The sequence below is a fragment of the Christiangramia marina genome, assembly GCF_048285865.1.
Lineage (GTDB): Bacteria > Bacteroidota > Bacteroidia > Flavobacteriales > Flavobacteriaceae > Christiangramia > Christiangramia marina.
On record NZ_JBLVTK010000002.1, the window covers coordinates 147,723 to 170,040 of the forward strand.

14 protein-coding genes and 1 pseudogene are annotated in these 22,318 nt (G+C 38.4%); 7 read left to right on the forward strand and 8 right to left on the reverse strand.

The features are described 5' to 3' along the window. The first annotated feature begins 468 nt into the window (after positions 1 to 468). The 6 genes from proC to ACNKXS_RS07190 all read left to right on the forward strand — a co-directional run bounded on the left by proC (position 469) and on the right by ACNKXS_RS07190 (position 9,033). Positions 469 to 1,275 (forward strand): pyrroline-5-carboxylate reductase, encoded by an 807-nt coding sequence (proC, locus tag ACNKXS_RS07165; RefSeq protein WP_417920277.1) that lies wholly within the window; start codon positions 469 to 471, stop codon positions 1,273 to 1,275. A 35-nt stretch (positions 1,276 to 1,310) separates the two neighbouring features. Next, positions 1,311 to 2,084 (forward strand): glutamate 5-kinase, encoded by a 774-nt coding sequence (gene proB, locus ACNKXS_RS07170; RefSeq protein WP_417920278.1) that lies wholly within the window; start codon positions 1,311 to 1,313, stop codon positions 2,082 to 2,084. A gap of 32 nt (positions 2,085 to 2,116) precedes the next feature. Further along, the gene (locus ACNKXS_RS07175; RefSeq protein WP_417920279.1) at positions 2,117 to 3,316 is read left to right on the forward strand and encodes a glutamate-5-semialdehyde dehydrogenase; all 1,200 of its coding nucleotides are present in this window, start codon (positions 2,117 to 2,119) and stop codon (positions 3,314 to 3,316) included. Between the two features lie 198 nt (positions 3,317 to 3,514). Further along, positions 3,515 to 5,383: a M61 family metallopeptidase gene (locus ACNKXS_RS07180; protein WP_417920280.1), complete on the forward strand. Its 1,869-nt coding sequence runs from the start codon at positions 3,515 to 3,517 to the stop codon at positions 5,381 to 5,383. 115 nt (positions 5,384 to 5,498) lie between these two features. Beyond that, a complete protein-coding gene (locus ACNKXS_RS07185; RefSeq protein ID WP_417920281.1) occupies positions 5,499 to 7,505 on the forward strand; it encodes a monovalent cation:proton antiporter family protein in 2,007 nt (668 codons plus the stop codon). A gap of 37 nt (positions 7,506 to 7,542) precedes the next feature. Further along, the gene (locus tag ACNKXS_RS07190) at positions 7,543 to 9,033 is read left to right on the forward strand and encodes a S10 family peptidase (RefSeq protein WP_417920282.1); all 1,491 of its coding nucleotides are present in this window, start codon (positions 7,543 to 7,545) and stop codon (positions 9,031 to 9,033) included. Here ACNKXS_RS07190 and thrC read toward each other — a convergent pair. From thrC to ACNKXS_RS07215, 5 genes are all read right to left on the reverse strand, one after another. Further along, on the reverse strand, positions 9,030 to 10,328 hold the full coding sequence (gene thrC / locus ACNKXS_RS07195; RefSeq protein ID WP_417920283.1) for a threonine synthase: 1,299 nt from the start codon (positions 10,326 to 10,328) through the stop codon (positions 9,030 to 9,032). The two genes, ACNKXS_RS07190 and thrC, sit on opposite strands and share 4 nt — an antisense overlap. Next, positions 10,325 to 11,245: a homoserine kinase gene (locus tag ACNKXS_RS07200; RefSeq protein WP_417920284.1), complete on the reverse strand. Its 921-nt coding sequence runs from the start codon at positions 11,243 to 11,245 to the stop codon at positions 10,325 to 10,327. Before ACNKXS_RS07200 ends, thrC begins: the two co-directional genes overlap by 4 nt. Positions 11,246 to 11,247: 2 nt before the next feature. Continuing rightward, the gene (gene thrA, locus ACNKXS_RS07205) at positions 11,248 to 13,695 is read right to left on the reverse strand and encodes a bifunctional aspartate kinase/homoserine dehydrogenase I (protein ID WP_417920285.1); all 2,448 of its coding nucleotides are present in this window, start codon (positions 13,693 to 13,695) and stop codon (positions 11,248 to 11,250) included. Positions 13,696 to 14,015: 320 nt separating this feature from the next. Further along, positions 14,016 to 15,479, reverse strand: a complete 1,464-nt coding sequence (locus ACNKXS_RS07210; protein WP_417920286.1) for a magnesium chelatase — start codon at positions 15,477 to 15,479, stop codon at positions 14,016 to 14,018. Between the two features lie 4 nt (positions 15,480 to 15,483). Beyond that, on the reverse strand, positions 15,484 to 16,611 hold the full coding sequence (locus tag ACNKXS_RS07215; protein ID WP_417920287.1) for a vWA domain-containing protein: 1,128 nt from the start codon (positions 16,609 to 16,611) through the stop codon (positions 15,484 to 15,486). A gap of 378 nt (positions 16,612 to 16,989) precedes the next feature. On the opposite strand from ACNKXS_RS07215, the gene ACNKXS_RS07220 reads away from it, so the two are divergent. Next, the gene (locus ACNKXS_RS07220) at positions 16,990 to 18,102 is read left to right on the forward strand and encodes an endonuclease/exonuclease/phosphatase family protein (protein ID WP_417920288.1); all 1,113 of its coding nucleotides are present in this window, start codon (positions 16,990 to 16,992) and stop codon (positions 18,100 to 18,102) included. Here the strand turns inward: ACNKXS_RS07220 and ACNKXS_RS07225 are convergent. The 3 genes and pseudogenes from ACNKXS_RS07225 to ACNKXS_RS07235 form a co-directional block, all read right to left on the reverse strand. Beyond that, on the reverse strand, positions 18,071 to 18,475 hold the full coding sequence (locus ACNKXS_RS07225) for a response regulator (RefSeq protein ID WP_417920289.1): 405 nt from the start codon (positions 18,473 to 18,475) through the stop codon (positions 18,071 to 18,073). The genes ACNKXS_RS07220 and ACNKXS_RS07225 overlap by 32 nt on opposite strands. 21 nt (positions 18,476 to 18,496) lie before the next feature. Then, positions 18,497 to 21,400 carry a PAS domain S-box protein gene (locus ACNKXS_RS07230; protein ID WP_417920290.1) on the reverse strand — a complete coding sequence of 968 codons (2,904 nt, stop codon included), beginning with the start codon at positions 21,398 to 21,400 and terminating at the stop codon, positions 18,497 to 18,499. Between the two features lie 88 nt (positions 21,401 to 21,488). Continuing rightward, positions 21,489 to 22,318, reverse strand: a pseudogene (locus tag ACNKXS_RS07235) (capsule assembly Wzi family protein); the annotation flags it as partial.

Here is a 22,318-nt window from a genome sequence, read left to right on the forward strand (position 1 = left end):
TGACAGTATTTGTGCGTATCATTCTGAGGTTTTCATGAACTCCGCTCTCTCGAGCCTTATTTTATATGCACTGTCCAAGTTCTGCCATTATTACAGTTAATTGACAAATTTGCGCAACAACACCTTCCATTGTTTAATGTTTAACATAACTTTAAGATAACTAAACATTCTATGATTGCATTTATAATAATCTATTTTCAATCTGTCATTAAACCAATGGAAAAATTACAAATATCTGAATTTCACGCTATCAATTTATCAGTTTATGAACGAAAATTGGGTTATACCTCAGGATATAATAATCTGATTTTAAGTTTTTATTAATGCTAATTCTAACCGAATGTGGGTAAATTATGGGGGTATTAGGGCCAGAGACATATAAAAAGTGTCGTATCGCATGGTAATTGCACCATATAGCTCGAAATCGTGCGACTATAAGTCGATAATATTTGAATCAAAAAATCAAAAATGAAAACATTAGTAATTGGAGCAGGAAACATGGGATTAACTTATGCTGAAGGTATGGCACAATCTGCTATGCTTAACAGAAGAAATCTTATGGTATTCGATAAATCAGCAGATGTGATCGCAAGACTTAGAGACTTGGATCATTTCGATGTTTATGAATCACTGGAAGAATGCCTGCCTCAGGCCGATATGGTTTTTGTAGCTGTAAAGCCTTTTCACTGTGATGAGCTTTTTGAGGAGATGAAGTCAATGGTTAATAAGGATCAGATATTCGTATCCTTAATGGCCGGTGTTACCATAGAAAAAATTCAGAATGGTTTAGGAATCAAGAAAGTGGTTAGATCCATGCCTAATTTACCTGCACAGGTTGGCAAGGGTGTTACTTCTTATACAGAATCTAAAGAAGTATCCAGAGTAGAACTTCTAATGGTTCGCAATCTTCTAGATACTACTGGAGAATCTATTCATGTTAAGAATGAGAATTTTATTGATGCCTCTACTGGTATTTCTGGAAGTGGTCCGGCATACGTTTTCTATTTTATGAATTCCATGCTGGAAGCTGCTCGAAAGATGGGCTTCAGTAAAAATGATTCCAAAGTATTAGTAAGTCAAACTTTTGAAGGTGCTGTGGAACTTTTCAACCAGAACGATCTTAGCCCTGATACCTGGATGGACCGGGTAGCCTCCAAAGGCGGAACTACCAGAGCAGCATTAGATTCCATGGATGATAACAATGTAAAGGAACTCATCAAGGATGCAGCATACGCAGCTTTCGATAGAGCCGTGGAACTAGGAGAAGAAAAATAATCAACTAACAAAACCAGATAACCAAAACATCTATAATGGATAAGAAAAGAAGAATTGTCGTAAAAGTTGGAACTAATGTCATGACCAACAAAGACAACAGAATTTTGGGACCAATATTGAAAAGTTTGGTGCGACAGATCGCAACATTATACGAAGAAGACATCATGGTTGTTCTAGTTTCTTCAGGATCTGCAATTGCAGGGAAAGAGATTCTTGGACAAATTAGTATAGAGGATGCTAGCAAACGTAGACAGGTGTACTCTTCAGTAGGGCAACCTAGAATGATGCGTCATTATTATAGCATCTTTCATGACTACGGAATGCGATGCGCACAGGTACTAGCTACAAAAAGAGATTTTAGCCCGGGTATACACCGTGAGAATATGATTAATTGTTATGAATCTTTGTTATCTGAAGGAATTATTCCAATTGCAAATGAAGACGATGCTGTATCAGTAACTATGTCTATGTTTTCTGATAATGATGAGTTAGCTAGTCTTGTAGCTGAATTGATCGGTGCTGAAAAACTGATCATTCTTAGTGACACAGATGGTCTTTATACTGGTCATCCTGAACATGACGATTCAGAAAAATTGAATAAAGTACAGATTGATGAGAATGTGGAAAAATACGTTCAGCAATCTGAGAAAGGTGAAGGCGAAGGTCGTGGAGGAATGGAGTCCAAGATCAAGATCGCCAAAGGTACTGCAGCAAAAAACATCGATACCTATATCGCTAATGGTAAACGTGAAGATGTGATTCTCGACATTATGGCTGGAAAACCAGTAGGTACCAAGTTTACCTCGTAATAACCAATTAAAAACCTAAAAGAAACGAAGAAATGAAGTTGATAAAAACAGATACTAAAAATAACGTATTAAAGTCTATGATGAATATCCTGGATAAAAGACGTCAGGAAATCATAGCAGCAAATAAGAAAGATCTTGATGCTTTCACGAAAGATGATCAGGCCATGTATGACCGCTTAATCGTTGATGAGAAAAAAGTTGACGGTATGATCCAGTCTGTAAAAGAAGTGATGGAACAGGATGATCCCGTTGGCCAGGTAATCGAGCATAGAAAACTGGATACCGGACTGGATATTACGAACAAAACTGCTCCGTTTGGAAATATCATGATTATTTATGAATCCAGACCAGATGTAACTATTGAAGCAGCTGTTCTTGCCTTTAAAGCAAACAATAAGATCTATCTAAAAGGTGGTAAGGAAGCAATTGAAAGTAACAAAATACTTGAAGAATGCTGGCATGAAGCACTTGAGGAAAACGAATTGGGTAAAGAGTGGATCAAGCTTTTACACCTGGATAGAACCGAAACTCAGGAATTCCTTAAAAACCCACCAGAGCAATTAGACCTTATCGTACCACGTGGTGGCGAAAGACTGATCGCTTTTGTCAAAGAACATGCAACCGGAGCAGTATTAGTTTCCGGGAGAGGAAATAACTTTCTGTATGTATCAAAAAACGCCGATTTCGAAATCGCTAAGAAAGTAATGCTGAATGCCAAGATCGATAAGATTTCTGGTTGTAATGCTTTGGATAAAGTTCTCGTAGATACTAATATTGAAGCATATGAGTCTAAACTAAAGGAGTTAGAAGAATTGTTCAACGACAATAAAGTTGAAATTCTGGTAGATGAGAAAGTCTCTGAAGTTCTTACCGATCAAACTAAAGTACCATCTGAAGATACCTGGTATGAAGAATTTTTAGCAATGAAAATTGTGATTGGAGCTGTAGACGGACTCGATAATTCTATCGAGAAGATCAACCAGTACTCCGGAGGTCACTCTGCTTCAATTATCACTACAGATAAAGAAGAAGCGATCACTTTTATGGAGCAGGTAGATTCGGCAGCGGTATATCATAACGCTTCCACCCGTTTCACTGATGGTGGGCAAATGGGCGTTGGAGCTGAACTTGCAATTTCAACCGACAAGCTTCACCATAGAGGACCATTAGGCCTTAAACAATTGGTGACCAATAAATACTATATTTTGGGTGAAGGACATGTAAGAGTATAATCTCAATCTATATAATTTGAAAAGCCTGGTAAATACCAGGCTTTTTTTATGTCCGGATTCCACTATAAAATGTTTTGCGTTTACCCATCCAAGAGAATGCGTAAATTCTTGAATCTTCCAGTTCTCGAACATAATTAAATCAATAACTGTAACGTTTAAGGGACTGTTCAGTCTTATAAATAGAAAACAAAAACACATATGAAAAAATTAGTGATGGGTCTGGCTGCAGCTTCAATGTTGTTTGCTTGTAAGACTCAGAAAAATCCCCAGGCAACCATTGAAAAGCCAGTTCTGGCACAGCTTGATCTGGTAAATGTTGAAAATGACAAAGTGTGGGTTACCGTAGACCCTGCAGAATTTAAAACAGAATCTACCATATTCAATATTCCGAAAACTGTTCCCGGAACTTATTCTGAAGATAACTACGGAAAATTCACAGAATCCTTCAAAGCTATTGATTACAAAGGAAATGAGTTGAGTTTCGAAAAGCTTGATGATAATAGTTATAAGATCGTAAAGGCAGCAAACCTCGATAAAGTTATGTACCTGGTAAACGATTCTTTCGACTGGGAGGAAGAAGGTGGTGTATATTCCATGGCAGGAACAAATATTTTAAAGGATAAGAACTTCCTTCTTAATCTTCATGGTTTTGTAGGCTATTTCGACGGAATGACCGAAAAGAAATATCAGCTTGAGATCGTACGCCCTGAAGATCTTGTAGCAGGAACTTCTCTTACTATCGCTTCTACCAAAAATTCTGAAACAGGAAACTCTAAAACAGATGTTTACCACCTGGATCGGTATTTTGAAGTGATCGATAACCCGATCATGTATTCAAAGCCAGATACTACCAGTTTCATGGTAGAAAATATGCAGGTTTTACTCAGTGTTTATTCACCAAATGAAAAACATTCAGCGCAGACATTAAAGCCTGGAATGGAGAAAATGATCCGTGCACAAAAAGAATTTCTAGGTGATATTAACTCTACAGATAAATATGCCATCCTTGTTTACCTTTCCGAAGGTGAAGGAGATGCTTCGAACTATGGAGCTCTGGAACATCACACCTCAACGGTCGTTGTAATGCCTGAGTCTATGGATGCATCTTCTCTGGACAAAAGCATGACCGATATCGTATCGCATGAGTTTTTCCATATCATTACTCCACTTGGAATTCATTCTAACGAAGTCCATTATTTCGATTACAATGATCCCAAGATGTCCAAGCATTTATGGCTTTATGAAGGTGTAACAGAATATTTCGCGAACCTTTTCCAGGTAAACCAAGGACTTATTGATAATAAGGAGTTCTATAAGCGTATGAATCAAAAGATTACAACTTCAAAAAGGTTTGATGATACCGTTCCATTTACGGTAATGAGTGAAAATATACTTACAGACGAGTATAAAGATTCCTACTACAATGTTTACCTTAAGGGAGCGCTCATAGGAATGGCCCTTGACATCAAGCTAAGAGAACTTAGCGGTGGAAATATGGGAATTCTGGATCTTATGAAGAAATTGAACGCGAAGTACGGGAAAGACAAACCATTTAATGATGATGAATTGATTCCTACGATCGTTGAGCTTACATATCCTGAAATTCAGAATTTCTTTGACCAGTATGTAACTGGTGAAACACCAATTCCTTATGACGAGTTTTTTGCAAAAGCCGGAATTGAAGAGCAGGAGCAAATGACGGAAGTTGGTTTCTTTTTAAAAGGGCAGCAGCCATACATTACCGCAAACCAGGAAACTATGCAGATCGTTTTCCGTGGAGATACAGAATTTAATACATTTTTGAAGGAGCTTGGAGTTGAAGGCGGGGACGTGATCAAAAGCGTAAATGGAGAGGAATATAATGTCCAGAATGTTTATGAACTCATACGCAAATCCCAGGAATGGAAAGAAGGAGATGACTTTACCATGACTATTGTTCGAAATGAAGAAGAGATGCAATTGAAAGCTAAGGTATCTACACCTATGGATACACAAATGACTTTAAGCGAAGTACAGAATGCAGATGGCGATAAAATTGAATTGCGAAATGCCTGGTTGAAGGGTTAATCATATCCAGGTATTTCATATAGAGCGGCAGTATTTACTGCCGCTTTTTTTGTTTAAATGCTAGAGTCGCTCTCGCATTATTTTTATCTTTAAAATCTAATTAACCAGCCAAAATATGGAAATTCCAATCCTTCAGGATATTGTAATTATACTAGGATTATCGATCGTGATTATTCTCGTATTCCAGAAATTGAAACTACCGGCAATTCTCGGATTTCTTATTGCTGGAATCATAGCGGGCCCGCATGCTTTTAACTTAATTAGTTCGCAGCATGATGTAGAATTGCTTTCAGAAATAGGAATTATTTTCCTGCTGTTCGTAATTGGGATCGAACTATCCTTAAAAGGTCTGGCATCCATCAAGAAGATCATATTTCTTGGTGGTGGTTTACAGGTTGGAGGTACTATCCTTGCCACTGCCGGAATATCAACCGCCTTGGGATTACCTTTGAACACTTCTATTTTCCTGGGTTTCCTGTTTAGTTTAAGTAGTACGGCAATCGTCTTAAAATTACTTCAGGAGAAAGGGGAAATCTCCACACCGCATGGAAAAATAGGTCTGGGAATTCTTATTTTTCAGGACATTGTGGTAGTTCCCATGATGCTTTTCACCCCCTTACTGGCCGGAGAGACGCCTAATATTCTTACAACAGTAGGGATCATGGTCTTAAAGATCCTACTGGTCTTGGTGATCGTATATATTCTTGCGCGGTATGTGGCACCTAAGATCTTTGGGTGGGTCGTGAAGACAAAAAACCAGGAATTATTTATTCTTACGGTCGTTGTATTTTGTTTTGGCGTAGCCTGGCTAACTTCCACAGTAGGTTTATCTCTTGCTTTAGGAGCATTTTTCGCAGGACTCATCATTTCTGAATCAGATTACAGTCACCAGGCTACCGCAAACGTATTACCCTTTAGAGAAATATTCATCAGCTTTTTCTTTATCTCTGTAGGGACGCTGTTGAATCTGGATTTCTTTGCTGAAAATATCCTGATTATTATTGGTCTTGTACTTGCAGTGGTATTATTGAAAATGCTCGTTATAGGGGTCACGGTACTCGTGCTGAAATTTCCAGCCAGAACCATGTTCCTTGCAATCTTCAGTCTATTCCAGGTTGGTGAATTCTCCCTGTTGCTTTCCGGAGTAGGAAAGGAAAGCGGTATCATTCCCGAAAATATTTACCAGTATTTCCTGGCCATTTCTATCATTACGATGGGCATCACGCCTTTTCTCATAGAATCTGCTCCAAGGATCACTTATGCACTTCTGAAGGCACCAATTCCTCCAGCGGTTAGAAAAAGACTTGAAAACATTAAGAGAAGTACCAAAGCCGACGAAGAATTTTCCGAAGAGAATCTGAAGGATCATCTTGTACTTATTGGATACGGGATCAATGGATCCAACATATCTAAAGCGGCTCAAAAGGCTGAAATTCCATACGTGATCATTGATGCCAATCCGGAAGCCTTTGATAAAGCAAAAGAACTCAAAGAACCCGTAATTTTCGGGGATGCCATCAATACAACGATTCTCAAGCATGCACATGTGCAGGAAGCCCGGGTTGTAGTAATTGCAATATCAGATGCTGGTGCGACCAGGAAAATGCTTACTTCGATAAGGCAATTAACCAAAACCGCTACCATTATTGTTCGTACCAAATATGTCAAAGAAATGGAAGAAGTCCTGAGATTGGGAGCAGACGAAGTGATCCCGGAAGAATTTGAAACTTCCATTGAGATTTTCACCAGAGTTCTTAAAAAATATCTTGTGCCTTTTGATGAAATTCAGGAATTCATCAACCAGATTAGATCTTCAGATTATGAGATGCTGACATCCATGAAGAAGAGACCACACTCTCCTGCCCTGCAACACCTGAACATTCCGAACAGGGAAATAGTTACTCTAAAAGTGAATCGGGATAACCGCCAGATCGTAGGAAAATCCATCGAAGATTCTGGTATTGGAAAGAATTTTCAGGTCACCTTGCTTGCGATTCAAAGGGACCGCAGGTATTTAACCGAGATTTCACCAAAAACCATTATAGAACAAGGTGATTTGTTATACCTGTTTGGGCATCCAACCAATATCAACCATCTTAATGATCAACTTTCTTTCAAGTAAATTAATATGCTCTTCAGCAGAAATACTTAAATCAAATATGAAAAAAATACAATTACTGTTTCTCGCATTATCATTCTTTTCTTCCATCGCCATTGCACAAAAAGTCGAGATTCCACAGGACACTATGGTGACTTCCAGTCATTCAGTAAAAATAAATGGGAAATCTATTGACTATACTGCGGAAACTGGTATGATGCCTCTCTGGAATGAAAGCGGAACTCCTGTTGCAAGCCTCTTTTACACCTATTATAAGCGTAAAAATGTAAATAATACTGAAGACCGCCCATTGGTCATTTCTTTCAATGGTGGACCAGGATCTGCTTCCGTTTGGATGCATATTGCCTATACTGGTCCAAGGGTTTTGAAGATCGATGATGAGGGTTTTACGGTACAACCATACGGCATTAAAGAAAATCCGCACTCCATTCTTGACGTTGCAGATATCGTTTATGTGAATCCCGTAAATACAGGTTTTTCCAGACCTATTCCAGATGCTGAAGGTAAGGTTGATAAAGAACGATTTTTTGGCGTACAGGCAGATATCACCTACCTTGCTGAGTGGCTAAGTACTTTTGTAACCAGGAAGAATAGATGGTTATCACCAAAATATCTCATTGGTGAAAGTTATGGTACCACTCGCGTATCTGGACTGGCTCTCGAATTGCAAAATAGTCAGTGGATGTACTTAAACGGCGTGATCCTGGTATCACCTACTGAAATTGGAATAGATCGTGAAGGTCCGGTTGAAGTGGCAAACAGGCTTCCTTACTTTGCCGCGGCCGCGTGGTATCATAAAATGCTACCTTCAGAATTACAACAAAAAGATCTTGAAGAGCTATTACCCGAAGTAGAATCTTATGCGATCAACGAGCTTTTGCCGGTTCTTATGAAAGGTGGTTTTGCAGACACTGAAAAAAAGAAAGAAGTCGCAGAGAAAATGGCTGAATACTCCGGTATAAAAAAGGAAGTCATTCTTCAGAATAATATGGAAGTACCTTTTCAATATTTCTCGAAAGAACTTTTAAGAGACAAAGAAGGTTACACCGTTGGCCGACTGGATTCTCGTTACAAAGGTCTGGACGCCAAGAACTCAGGAGATTCTCCAGATTACAATTCAGAGTTGACTTCGTGGTTACATTCATTCACTCCGGCGATCAATCATTATTTACGAAATGATCTTCAGTTCAATACTGATTTGAAGTACTTTATGTTCGGCCCTGTTCACCCTTGGGATCGTAGTGGAAATAATTCCGGAGAGATGCTAAGACAGGCAATGGCGCAAAACCCTAATCTGGATGTTTTAATTCAATCTGGTTACTTTGATGGTGCGACCACCTATTTCAATGCCAAATACAGCATGTGGCAACTGGATCAAAGTGGTAGAATGAAGGATCGTCTTAGTTTTAAAGGTTACCGAAGCGGACATATGATGTACCTAAGAAGCGAAGACCTTCAAAAAGCGAATGATGATCTACGCGGTTTTATTAATAATACACTGCCTGCAAAGGATCAGTCGGCTAAATATTAATCAACTTCAAGTAGAAATTCTTTCAGCTCTGCATACGTGCTTAGCTGAAAGGATTTCTTCTTTTTATTCAGAATTCCTGCTATAGAATCCGGCATAACTACTTTTGCTCCAGAAGCTTTTTCTACAGTTTCCAGGAATTTCACAGGATGCGCTGTTTCTAAAAACACTCCACTATATTCCGGATTTATTTTCAGAAAGTCTTTAAGCCCCAAATAACCAACCGCGCCATGAGGATCCATTAAATAATTATGTTCTTCATAAACCGATCTAATTGCTTTATTAGTCTCGGAGTCGGTATAACTCATAGCCATCAAATGTTGTTTGAGATCTTTAAAGTGATTCCCGAATAATTCCAGGATACGAACAAAGTTGCTGGGATCACCAACATCCATAGCATTCGAAATGGTTTGAACACTCTGTTTTGCCTGGTAATTCTGAGATTCCATAAACCTGGTTATGGTATCATTAGCATTATTAGCCGCGACAAATGTATCTATAGGTAACCCTATCTTTTTTGCCAGTAGTCCTGCGCAGATATTCCCGAAATTCCCACTTGGTACGGAAAAGGCTATCTTATTGTTTGTTTCTAACTGTCTGTAAGCAAGGAAGTAGTAGAACATTTGAGGCAACCATCGAGCCAGATTGATCGAGTTCGCAGAGGTAAGTTGCCGGCGATCTGTGATTTCATTATCCAGAAATGCTTTTTTTACCATTCCCTGACAATCATCGAATGTTCCATCAACTTCGATCGCCTGGATGTTTTGTCCCAGAGTGGTTAACTGTTTCTCCTGAATATCACTCACCTTCCCTTCTGGATAAAGAATGATCACATCAATCCCATCAACACCCAGAAAACCATTAGCCACAGCGCCACCGGTATCACCTGAAGTTGCAACCAGTACGGTGACTTTTCCTAAATTTCCCTTCTGAATAAAATAGCCAAGACTACCCGCCATAAAGCGTGCTCCTACATCCTTGAAGGCCAGGGTTGGACCATGGAATAATTCCAGCACCGAAACATCTGGCTCGATCGGTTTAACCGGAAAATCGAACGAAAGCGTTTCTTCCAATATTTTTTGGAGCTCAGCCTCAGGAATTTCATTGCCAACGAATGGCGAAATTACATGCTTTCCAATTTCTGCGGGATCCATTTTCTTCAGGTTGCTTATGAATTCGGTAGATAACTGTGGAATATACTCTGGGAAATAAAGCCCTTTGTCGGGTGCAAGTCCGCGAACCACCGCATTCTCAAAATTGCTATGATGTTCTTTATTGTTAAGACTATAGTACTTCATAATATTCTGATTCCTGTTTTATTAATTTCTGAAACATGTAGTTCAAATCCCACTTCCTTATCCTGAAGAAAATTGAGATAACCTGCCTTTACCTCTTCTGCAGCACTATCACCTTGACACATAGCGAAAACTGAAGGTCCTGAACCTGAAATCCCAAAGCCGAGGGCTCCGTTGTCTAAAGCAAGTTTTTTTAATTCGTCAAAGTACGGGATCAAAATGGATCTAACAGGTTCTACAATGGCGTCGTGAAGACTTCTACCCATAAGCTTATAATCATTGGTATAAAGCGCACTTACAAAAGCTCCCAGATTTCCCCATTGTGCAATGGCTGATGCCAGCGTAACATTCTGTTTTATGATCGACCGGGAATCGCGCGTTTTAATTTCGATCATTGGATGAAGAACGACCATTCTTATTTCGGATGGTGCCGGTAGGCCAAGAATTTCCAGTGGATCGTAACTTCTAACAAGACTAAAACCACCCAGTAAAGCTGGAGCAACATTATCTGCATGAGCATTTCCACTAGCAAGTAATTCACCCTGCATCGCAAACTCGATCAACTCATTGTTAGTAAATGGATCATCCAGAAGTTTGTTAACTGCATAAACCGCTCCGGCAGAACTTGCTGCGCTACTCCCAATCCCGCTTCCAGATCTAATCTTTTTATCGATTTCGATATCAAAACCCTGCTTCGAACCGAGTCTATCCAGAAGAGCGAGAACAGCAACCCCGGCAACGTTCTTATGAATTTCCATTGGAAGATCTGCGCCGGTAATTTTAGTGATACGAAGTTGGTTTAGATCATTCTTTTTTAACAGCATCTCGTCACCTACGTTCTGCAAACAACATCCAAGTACATCAAAACCACAGGATAAATTAGCGACCGTAGCCGGAGCAAATATTTTAATTTCTTCCATAACTATCGTTTACCGATTCTTATCACATCTGCAAAAATTCCTGAGGCAGTTACATCTGCCCCCGCACCTGCTCCTTTTACAATTAATGGTTGCTCAGGATAACGCTCAGTAAAGAAGAGTACAATGTTATCACTCCCACTCAAATTGGCAAAAGGATGTTGCGCATGAACCTTTTGCAACCCTACTTTAGCTTTTCCGTTCTCTAATTGAGCTACATATTTAAGTTCAGCATCTTCAGCTTCTGCTTCATGATACATTTTCTGAAAGCTTGCTTCATCTTTCTCAATGATCTCAAAAAATTCTGCATTATTTGCTGCGTTCAAGCTAGCTTCAGATAAGAAACTATCTTTTTCAATATCCTCCAGTTCAAGCTGAAGTCCCGATTCTCTTGCAAGAATTAAAATTTTACGCGCTACATCTACTCCGCTAAGATCAATTCTTGGATCCGGCTCGGTAAACCCTTCTTCCATTGCCTTACGTACAATACTATGAAAGGGCTCTTCAGCTTTATAATTATTAAAGACAAAATTCAAACTCCCGGAGAGTACCGCCTGAATTTTCAAGATTTGATCTCCAGAAGCCATAAGATTTTGTAGCGTATCTATAATTGGCAATCCTGCCCCAACATTAGTTTCATAAAGAAAGGAAGCTCCATATTCCCTGGCAAGATCCTGCAATTCCTGATAGTTTTCAAAAGAATCTGCGCAGGCAATCTTATTACAGGTTACTACCGAGATAGAGTTTCTCAAATAGTGCTTGTACCATCCCGCAATCACTTCACTTGCTGTATTATCCACAAAAATACTGTTGCGTAAATTCAATTTTTTAATGGTTTCGAAAAAAGCTTCTGGTGAGCACTCATCAGCATTAGCTAGATCTTCCTGCCAGGAGTTCAGGTCGATACCATTTTCAGAAAAAAGCATCTTTCGGGAATTTGAGATTCCCAGCACCCGCACTTTCAGTCTTAACTTCTGAAGTAAATATGCTTCCTGCTTCTGAAGTTGCTGTAAAAGTTTACCACCCACATTTCCTACTCCGGTGATGAATAGATTCAATTCTTTGGAAGGCACCTCAAAAAATTCTTCATGCAATAGATTTAGAGCTTTGGTTACATCCTTTTTCGCGATGACAGCTGAAATATTTCTTTCTGAAGCACCCTGGGCAATTGCCCTGATGTTGATATTATTATACCCTAAAGCACTGAACATTTTACCACTAAGACCATGATGACTTTTCATACGATCACCTACTAGAGCAATGATCGCGACATCATCTTCAATTTTTACGGCTTTGATCTTACCGGAAGAAACTTCAGCTTCAAATGAATCATTCAACACATTTCTTGCTTCCAGAGCTTCATCATCCCTCACCGCGATACAAATACTATGTTCCGAAGAAGCCTGAGTGATAAGCACAACATTGATCCCAGATAAATAGAGCGCTTCAAAAAGCCTTTTAGAAAACCCCGGGATACCAACCATGCCACTACCCTCCACGTTCAGCAGACTTATAGCATCGATATGGGTGATACCGGTTACCCATCTAAAGTTCTTTTTGCTGGATCGGGAAATTACTGTACCATGACTTTCCGGGTCAAACGTAGATTTTATATGGATTTCAATATTTTGATTTATAAGCGGATGTAAAGTTGGAGGGTAAAGCACTTTCGCTCCAAAATGAGAAAGTTCCATGGCCTCTTCATAGGAAATATGTTCAAGTGGATAAGCCTGTGAAACTAAATTTGGATTAGCAGTATACATTCCGTTCACATCAGTATAGATATAAACCTTTTTAAGATTTAGAGCTGCACCAAGGATCGCCGCAGTAAAATCTGATCCTCCTCTACCCAAAGTACTGGGAACTCCTTCCGAATTTTTCGAAATAAAACCAGGAACTACATAAATCTGAGCATCATGGTTATTAAAATATTGGCGAATCTTTGTATTCGATGGCTCGTAGCTTACCTGCACTTTTTCCTTAAAGTTATGGCACACAATAAGTTCTCTGGCATCTACCAATAAAGTATTCTTTTCGCTCAACTTAAGATAAGCCGAAATGATCTCGGTACTAAGCATTTCTCCGAAACCGGAGATCACATGAGTCGTTTTATCTGAGAGTTCACTTAACAAAAAAACACCCTCACAAAGCGTTTCCAAATGATTTATGAAAGATTTCACTTTGCTTAAGACAGCACTCTGCTGGTCGACAGGTAATAATTCCCGAACCGCCTCCAAATGTCTTTTTTCTATAGTCGTTAGAAGTTCTTTATAAGAGTCATCACGGTCCCGGGCAAGTGTAGCTACACTTAAAAGATCATTGGTTACACCTCCAAATGCTGAAAAAACAACAACGACTTTTTCATTCTTACTAAACTGTTGAATTAACTTGGATAAAGACTTGATTCTCTCTGGAGAGGATACAGATGACCCCCCAAATTTCAGGATTTGCATGGCTGAAATTATTTAAATGATTAAAATAAAATTAGGTATGGACGAGTATTATATAGCTAGAACCCCACAAGGGGTAATACCTGTAATCGTGATAAACATAGTCACTGTAGAAGAGTAGATTTCTTCCTGGATCATGTTAATAAATGAAGTTGAAAAATTCACGATTCTGTTCTTATTTATTTTAAAGGTATTTAATAATATTACATGACAAAATTTTAAACCATAATGAATGAAAGATTTATGGAATTCTTAAAATAGCACAAAAAAAAGCCTGATAATTCAAATTATCAGGCTGATTATTAATTATTTAAAAATACAGATTATAATCCGCTTATGTAACTTCCGTAGAGATCCTTAAACTTAAGACCTTTAGAAAAACGCTGTTTACTCAACTTTTTATGTTCTACCAGTGCCCATAATAAGAACTCTTTCATGAAATATTTATCTGAACTTTCAATATTTGGTTGATACTTCTGGATAAGTTCATTTAGAGGTTCAATAGAATCTAGTTGTTCTTTATATTCTGAATCACTTAGATCATCTGGCAATTCAAAACCTGAACTTTCAAAAAACCATTCTACCAGATCATCATAAGGAGTAGTTGCGTCTGGCTTCTGAAGTTTTTCGATCTTTGGAAAGTACTCCGGGAACAATGTTTTTACCGCTGCACCAATAAGTTCCATGGCTACAAAAGCTGCGCCTTCCTGCTCTCCTTCATAAACGAGTTCCACTTTTCCAGTGATCGCAGGAATCACTCCGAGAAAATCACCAAATCGCAAAGTAGTTTCTTCACTTCCGATTTTTAAGATGCGTCTCTCGGCAGTACTTAATAAATTTTCGAAAGCAGTAATACTCATCCTCGCACTTACACCACTTTTATGATCTATATATTCACTATCCCTGGCTTCAAAACTAATTTGTTCTAAAAGGTCTTTCGCGAGCTCGGGTACTTTGATCGTATCTTCCTGTCTACCATCTTTTTTGGCTTCCTGTGCTGTAATGGTTTTGGCGATATCAATATTCTGTGGATAATGTGTTAAAATTTGAGATCCTATCCTATCCTTTAGCGGAGTTACAATACTTCCTCTATTCGTATAATCTTCAGGATTGGCAGTAAACACAAATTGCATATCCAATGGTAAGCGTAATTTGAAACCTCTAATCTGGATATCACCTTCCTGAAGGATATTGAAGAGGGCAACCTGTATTCTTGCCTGTAGATCTGGTAGCTCATTAATGACAAAAATACTTCTATTCGCCCGGGGAATCATTCCGTAGTGAATCACGCGGTCATCAGCATAACTAAGTCTCAAATTCGCAGCTTTGATTGGATCTACGTCACCAATAAGATCAGCTACTGTAACATCTGGAGTCGCCAGCTTCTCGAAGAATCGATCCTCTCGATGCATCCAGTCTATAGGAGTTTCATCACCTTCTTTATCGATCTTTTCCTGAGCATAACGGCTAATTGGTTTTAAAGGATCATCGTTGATCTCTGAACCTTCAACTACCGGAATCCATTCGTCCAGTAAATTCACCATAAGCCTGGCAAGTCTTGTTTTTGCCTGTCCGCGTAATCCTAGTAAATTAATATTATGTTTCGATAAAATGGCCCGTTCAAGTTCCGGGATTACCGTATAATCATAGCCGTGTATGCCTTCAAAAGCTTTTTTGCCTTCTTTAATTCTAACTTTTAAGTTATCTCTAAGTTCATCTTTAATACTTTTAGTCTGGTAGCCTGAAGATTTTAATGCTCCAAGCGTCTTGATGTCTTTCGTATTCATAGCTTTATCCTCTAATTCTTTTTTTTCTGTTCGATTCGTAATCTTCAAAGATCATTTCACCCAATCCTTTTAATCCAGTATAGAATGCCTTCCCTTGATTGGCGGCGGTAAATTCCTCTACAAATCTGGTAAGGTATGGATCCTGGGCGATCATAAAGGTGGTAATGGGAATTCTTAGCTTTCTAGCCTGCCTTGCTTTATTATAACATTTATCGATTACATAAGGATCCAGTCCAACGCTGTTTTTATAATAACTTCCATCCTTTTCCCTGATGCAACTGGGCTTACCATCAGTGATCATAAAGATCTGTTTGTTGGTATTTCTCTTTCGGCGCAAGAGATCCATAGCTAATTCAAGTCCGGCCACTGTGTTGGTGTGGTAGGGACCAACCTTTAAATATGGTAGTTCAGCAATAGAAATTGGCCAGGCATCATTTCCGAAGACAAGGATATCCAGAGTATCTTTTGGATAACGTGTAGTTATTAATTCTGAAAGTGCCATCGCTACCTTCTTTGCTGGAGTGATACGATCTTCGCCGTAAAGGATCATGCTGTGACTTATATCGATCATAAGTACGGTACTCATTTGTGATTTAAAATGAGTTTCTTCTACTACCAGGTCTTCTTCAGACATACTAAATTCACCAATTCCATTGTTTATCTGGGCATTTCGAAGACTTTCGGTCATAGAAATCCTACTTAAAGAATCTCCAAATTGATATTGCCGGAAGTCTCCGGTATGTTCATCTCCTCTTCCTGTTTTACTAGTTCTGTGATTTCCTGCGCCACCTTTTTTCAATCTTCCGAAGATCTGCTCCAGCGCTTGCTGTCGTATAGCACGTTCGGTTTTCGCAGTAATGCTCATTCCACCGGCACCATCTGGTTCGATCTCTTCCTTTATGTAACCTTTCTGCTTCAGCTCTTCAACGAAATCATCGATCGAATAATCATCGGTAGTAAGTTGATACTCTTCATCCAGTTGTCTAAGCCAGTCTAAAGCCTCGTCCAGATCTCCAGAGGTATGCGTAATGATCTCTTTGAAGATGTCAAAAAGCCTGTCAAATACAGACTTTTCAGGTTCTTCGAATTTATTGAAAACAAAGCCTCTTACTTCTTTCTCCTTCTTTTTCATAGTAATAAAATTAATGCTTTTCAGAAGAATCTGAAAACGCCAGATGATGTACAGAGACTAAAGTTATGTTAACTAAGATGTTCTACCTTCTCAACACAGGATGTTATTTTTGTCATAAATTCCCGGGCTTATGTTGTGGTGTTTCTAAGTGAATTTAATTAAATTATTCATTGGAGACTCGTAATGACAAGGGTTTAGTAATTTAATTATAATTAGAATAAAGCATTCAGTTACTCCCAGTGTAAAGGCTATCTTTTACAATTGCGATGCAAATACTATCTTAGAGGCCTGTAGTCGATTATACGCTACATACAAGGTATAGGATGATTATTCAATAGAAATTAACCTGCACTTAATAACCAACTATAAACGACCAATATGAGTATAGGAGAGATTATCGTGATCTTTTTTTCAGTAGTTATGTGTATTCCCACGATAGCATCAGCGACCAGATTTGATCAATGGTGGATTCGAGGATTTGATTTTCCACGAATACAGATCAGCTTTTTAATTATTTGTGTGATCATAGCTTCAATAGTTGTTTATGATTTCGAGAAAGACTGGCATCTTATAGCAATTGCTGTACTCTTTATCAGTTTGCTGTATCAATTCCTCAAAATTTATCCTTACACATATCTTTCGGGTAAACAGGTTATGAAATTCAAAGGCAGTGATCCAGATGCCTCGATTTCCATTTTAGTTAGTAACGTACTTACACCTAATAAACGCAGTGATAAACTTATAGAACTGGTCAAAAAGCGTGATCCGGACATTCTCTTAACCCTGGAATCTGACCAGCGCTGGGAAGATGAAATGTCGGTTATCGAAAAAGATTATAAGTACACAGTCAAGATTCCTATGGATAATCTTTATGGTATGCACCTGTATTCAAAACTGGAACTTGAGGATATAAAAGTAAGATATCTGGTGCAACACGATATTCCATCTATTCATGGAATGGTAATTCTAAGAAGTGGCAAGAAAGTAAATATACACTGTTTACACCCAATGCCTCCAAGTCCTACGGAAAGTGATACCAGTACTAACCGAGATGCTGAACTTTTGATGTTGGGTCGGGATATCGACAGTGAAAAACATACAACTTTAGTATTCGGTGATCTGAATGATGTAGCCTGGTCAAGAACTACAAGACTTTTTCAAAAGTTGAGCGGACTCATGGACCCAAGGATTGGTAGAGGCTTCTTCAATACCTTTCATACAGGTTACGCCTTATTACGCTGGCCTCTAGATCATGTTTTCCACACCAGAGATTTTACACTTATCGATATTGCCAGGGAGAAAAGTATAGGCTCAGACCACTTCCCCATGTATATTAAGCTGAATCACGAACCTATTGCGGGAGCGATCAATGAAGACACTGATGCACCTGATGAAGAGGAAAAGAACTGGGCTGAAGAAAAAATTAAAACTGCAAATCCTCTTGTTAAAAAAATTCCCTTTAGCTCAATTGGAAATAGGGTGCAAGCTTAGAAATTCCCTTTAACTTTTCACAATGTCTTGCTGACAGAGGCTTCTCAATAAAATCTACGACATGTGGATCATTTGCCGCTTCACGTTTGTCCTTTCGATCTATAGATGAGGTTGCCATCACTACATGCAAGCGTTCATCTGAAGGTAATTTTTTGACATGGTCTAAAAATTCCCAGCCAGACATACCAGGCATGTTGATATCCAGCATGATCAAGTATTCCTCTTCCTGACTAGCTTCATGTTCCAGAAATTCAAGAGCTTTATGTGCATCCTTGAACACCAAAGGATCAGTATCCAGACCACTTTTAGAAACAATTTTTTTCTGTAAAAAAGTGACAATGTCATCATCATCAATAATTATTGTACGTAACATATAGGGTAATTTTGGGGATTGCTACAATTCATTTTCTGTCTTCACAGCAATTTCTCGGATGATCCCATCCAATTCATTCGCTGAAATTAATATATTTTCTAGTATTTCATCGATGTTATCTAAATCTTCTCGATAGTTTATCATCAAATCTACCAAGCCCATTATCTTTGCTAAGGGTGCGCGAACTACATGGGATTGCATCCAGGCTATCTCCTTTAATCGCTTATTATGATTTTGAATGGCGATAAGATGACTTTTTCGCTCAGTGATATCCTGCAGTGAGCCTATGATTCTGATAGGCTTCTGTTGAGAGTCGAGCATTAAGTGACTTCGATCCAGCATGTATTTATAAGATCCATCAGCGCATCGAAACCTATATTCAATCGTAAGATTCTGAATACTATTTTTGAGAAGGTCTTGTGCAGATTTTCTTACTTCCTCGAAATCTTCAGGATGAATCTTATCATTCCACCACTCCGAAGTAAAGCTTCCATTTTCAGAAGTCCAACCGAAAACCGATTCCAAGGTGTCACTGGCTTTCATAATTCCAGAAGCAATATGATAATCGGTAATTATATCACTGGTAGCTTTTGCCACTATATCATAACGCTTAAGACTTTCGATAAGCTGGCGTTCCTGAACTATAAATTCTGTTATGTCTCTCGAATTAAGCACAATACCACCTACCGCATCATCATCGGAAAGGTTTGTGGCAATAGTTTCAATCCAGTGAATAGTATCACTTTGATCCTTTACCCTGTAACTAGGTAGTTGAATTCTCTGTCCTTCTTTGAGTTCTTTTAGGATACCATCAATTTTAGACCAATCATCACTGCACACCCTATGTTCAAAATAAGTATGAGATAATTGATCTATAGAAAAACCATAGAGCTGCTCTGTACCCGGGCTATTATATATAAACTTTAGATCGTGATCGAGAATCGCAATATGATCTGAACCTTCCTGAACCAGTGCTTTAAATCGCTTCTCACTATTTCTAAGTAAGGCTGCATGATTTTTAATTGCCGTAACATTGGTTCCGTAGATATAAACGATATTTTCATTTTCAAAGAACCTTGAAAAACGCCAGGATATCCAGATATAATCTCCATTTTTTTGCCTGCAACGAATTTCAAAATCCTCGCCTCCTACAGAAATTTGTTTGATAGCTTCAAAAGTTTTATCCAGATCATGAGGATGTATAAAAGTTGAGAATGGTTGTGATAAAATTTCAGTCTTGCTATAGTTGAAAGTCTTCACAAAAGCCGGATTCGCCATTTTGATAAATCCATCCAGCCCGATCACCGCTATAAGATTAGGGGAATACTGGAAGAAATCTGATAATTGATTCTGACTCAGTTTTCTTTCCATAGCTGAGGCTACCTGAATGCTAACATCTGAATATATAGATTGTTCTATTTTTTTACGGTGCACTTTTGAACCAAAACAAAGAATACTGATCAGGCGTCCTTGTAATATTATAGGTATTCCAACGGCAGTTTGTATTGATTCAGTTTCATTCAGCATCATATTTTTGAGCAGACCTGTATTATCTTCTTTATGAATAATTTCGATATTCATAGAGGACCATACTTTCCCTGGAAGACCATCGTCCTTTTTATAACGAACGCTCTCAGAATCTCCTTCCTTGAGATCCAGATTTTCAGGCCAGTAAGCTGTTCGAATCAATTCTATATTGTTTGCACTTAGCTTATAAGCTTCTGCATAGTCAAAGCCTAATTCATGACTAAATATCTCAAGGGTCTTAATCGTTGCATCCTGGAATGTTCTTTTATCCCCAAAAGCCTTCAAGGTTTTCAGAATCAAATCCTTTCTTTTATTCTGAAGAAAAGCATCTGTGTTGTTTCTTGCGATCCCTACTAAACCAATGACATTATCTTCAGCATCTTTCAACGGAACTTTTGTCAATAGCACCATTTCCTGACTTCCATCACCCTTTTCAACAATATCCTGGCGATTATAAACTGCTTTACCGGAATTCATCACTAAATCATTATCGGCAATAACCTTTTTAGCTTTGGTTTCCTCAAAATAGTCAAGCGGAGTAATATTTGAGTTGGTTTTCAAATCATCCAGACCCAATATATTATTCGCAAATTTTTTATTGGTAAGGATAGAACGATTATTCCGATCCTTTACAAAAATATAATCTGGAATATTATCGATGATAGCACGCAGCATTTGCTTATCTGCGCGTCGTTTACGGTCAATTTCAAGCTTTTCTGTAATATCTTTAGCAATTCCATATACTCCGATAATTTCCTGCTGGTATACGATTGGAAAGTTTTTAACCTCCAAATATTTGAGGGTGCCTTTTGCAGTTACAAAACTACAGTGGTAATCTATCGATTCACCCTTTAAAGCCCTTCCAAAATACTTTAAAACCTGTTCCTTCTCCTTTTCGGGGATGAAGGGTAAGAAATGCATTTGCAATAATTCTTCTTCAGTGGTCTCGGCAATTCTAGCAGATTGTGTGTTTACGTTAATAAAATTCCCTTCCTGATCGAATAGAAAAACAGCATCTGGATTGTGATAAAACAGATTTGAATAGAATTGAGTTTTGTAATTTAATTCCTTCAGTAACAGGTTCTCTTCATTACCTGATGTTAATTGAGTTTTTTCGATGGATAAGGATATGCTTTCGATCTTATGATTTTCAGAAATAATTGGAGCAATATAGAAACTGAAAACTGGTGCATCCAGGTTCTTCTGGTACGTATGCGTTTGAAAGCGACCTTTTTTGCAAAAGGTCATTTTTTCATTGATCTGTGCGGCAAGTTCGGAAGGAAAAAGAGCGAATAAAGTGCATCGCAGACTAATTTCCGAAGAAAAGTTTTCCTCGAAAAATTGTGCTGCAGATTTATCGAATGCAATGACACCCTTAGCATAACTTAAGGTAATCACTGTTTCTGTAATAGAATTTATAGAAACGTAATTCAAGATACTATAGTAGGTTTGGGTCTAGGAAAATACAAAAAAAATTAAGCTTGACCTAGAATAAAGATCTGGAGAATTTGAGACCCGTACCAAAATTAGATTGATCTACGTTTTTTATGTCGGAAGCGATAAATGCAGACAGGTTGTAATCGCCCTTCAATAACTCAACTTCCAGGTAAGAAGAGATTACTTCTTTTGTAACAGGAAAGAACGAATCTTTGACACCATAGTTTTTTCTATAAGAAAGCAAAGCTCTATAGGGTAATTTGAAGGCCTTACCGGTAATACCCACGTGATGAGCCGTTATTATATTGACTCCAATTCTAAAACGCTCATCTGTAGTTAAGATAAATGGATTACCAATGATGAGATTTTGATACGTCCAACCAGATCTGTATAGGTTATTATTAAAATAGTTATCTGCACCATCTTCTAATGAACTCTTCCTACTCCTGCTTTGATTTTTTGTAAAGTGGAATTCATACATAAAGGCCTTTATCCAATCCTTACCCCAGAAAGTATCTCTATTGTCTTCCACGTAGATTCCATAACGCCCATCAGGAAAATTACCCAGTTTTAAACCAGATCCGTCTTCAAAAATATGGTTGTAAAAGAATTCCACGTCCAGATCATTAATCCTTGACTTCATCTTAAGTTCATAACTTCCAATCTGATTACCGAGTGCGTTTACTTCCTGGCCGCCCACGTCATCTATTCCGGCTCTACCTGTAATAACGCGTCCATAGTCTTCCAGGGTCTGTGGTAGTCTTCCAAATTCCTCCGATGTTCCTGCCCATTGCACGAATTGTTGCAACCCGAGACTCACTTTGAAATCTTTCTGACTTCTATAAACTAAATGTCCACTTTTATGATGTAATCTAGGGT

Excerpts from the sequence above, each read along its gene's own strand:
- ACNKXS_RS07215 (WP_417920287.1), bottom strand. The coding sequence starts at position 16,611 with ATGAAAAAGAAGGAGAAAGAAGTAAGAGGCTTTGTTTTCAATAAATTC.
- ACNKXS_RS07175 (WP_417920279.1), top strand. The coding sequence starts at position 2,117 with ATGAAGTTGATAAAAACAGATACTAAAAATAACGTATTAAAGTCTATG.
- ACNKXS_RS07220 (WP_417920288.1), top strand. The coding sequence starts at position 16,990 with ATGAGTATAGGAGAGATTATCGTGATCTTTTTTTCAGTAGTTATGTGT.
- proC (WP_417920277.1), top strand. The coding sequence starts at position 469 with ATGAAAACATTAGTAATTGGAGCAGGAAACATGGGATTAACTTATGCT.
- thrC (WP_417920283.1), bottom strand. The coding sequence starts at position 10,328 with ATGAAGTACTATAGTCTTAACAATAAAGAACATCATAGCAATTTTGAG.
- ACNKXS_RS07190 (WP_417920282.1), top strand. The coding sequence starts at position 7,543 with ATGAAAAAAATACAATTACTGTTTCTCGCATTATCATTCTTTTCTTCC.
- ACNKXS_RS07210 (WP_417920286.1), bottom strand. The coding sequence starts at position 15,479 with ATGAATACGAAAGACATCAAGACGCTTGGAGCATTAAAATCTTCAGGC.
- ACNKXS_RS07200 (WP_417920284.1), bottom strand. The coding sequence starts at position 11,245 with ATGGAAGAAATTAAAATATTTGCTCCGGCTACGGTCGCTAATTTATCC.
- ACNKXS_RS07185 (WP_417920281.1), top strand. The coding sequence starts at position 5,499 with ATGGAAATTCCAATCCTTCAGGATATTGTAATTATACTAGGATTATCG.
- thrA (WP_417920285.1), bottom strand. The coding sequence starts at position 13,695 with ATGCAAATCCTGAAATTTGGGGGGTCATCTGTATCCTCTCCAGAGAGA.
- proB (WP_417920278.1), top strand. The coding sequence starts at position 1,311 with ATGGATAAGAAAAGAAGAATTGTCGTAAAAGTTGGAACTAATGTCATG.
- ACNKXS_RS07180 (WP_417920280.1), top strand. The coding sequence starts at position 3,515 with ATGAAAAAATTAGTGATGGGTCTGGCTGCAGCTTCAATGTTGTTTGCT.
- ACNKXS_RS07225 (WP_417920289.1), bottom strand. The coding sequence starts at position 18,475 with ATGTTACGTACAATAATTATTGATGATGATGACATTGTCACTTTTTTA.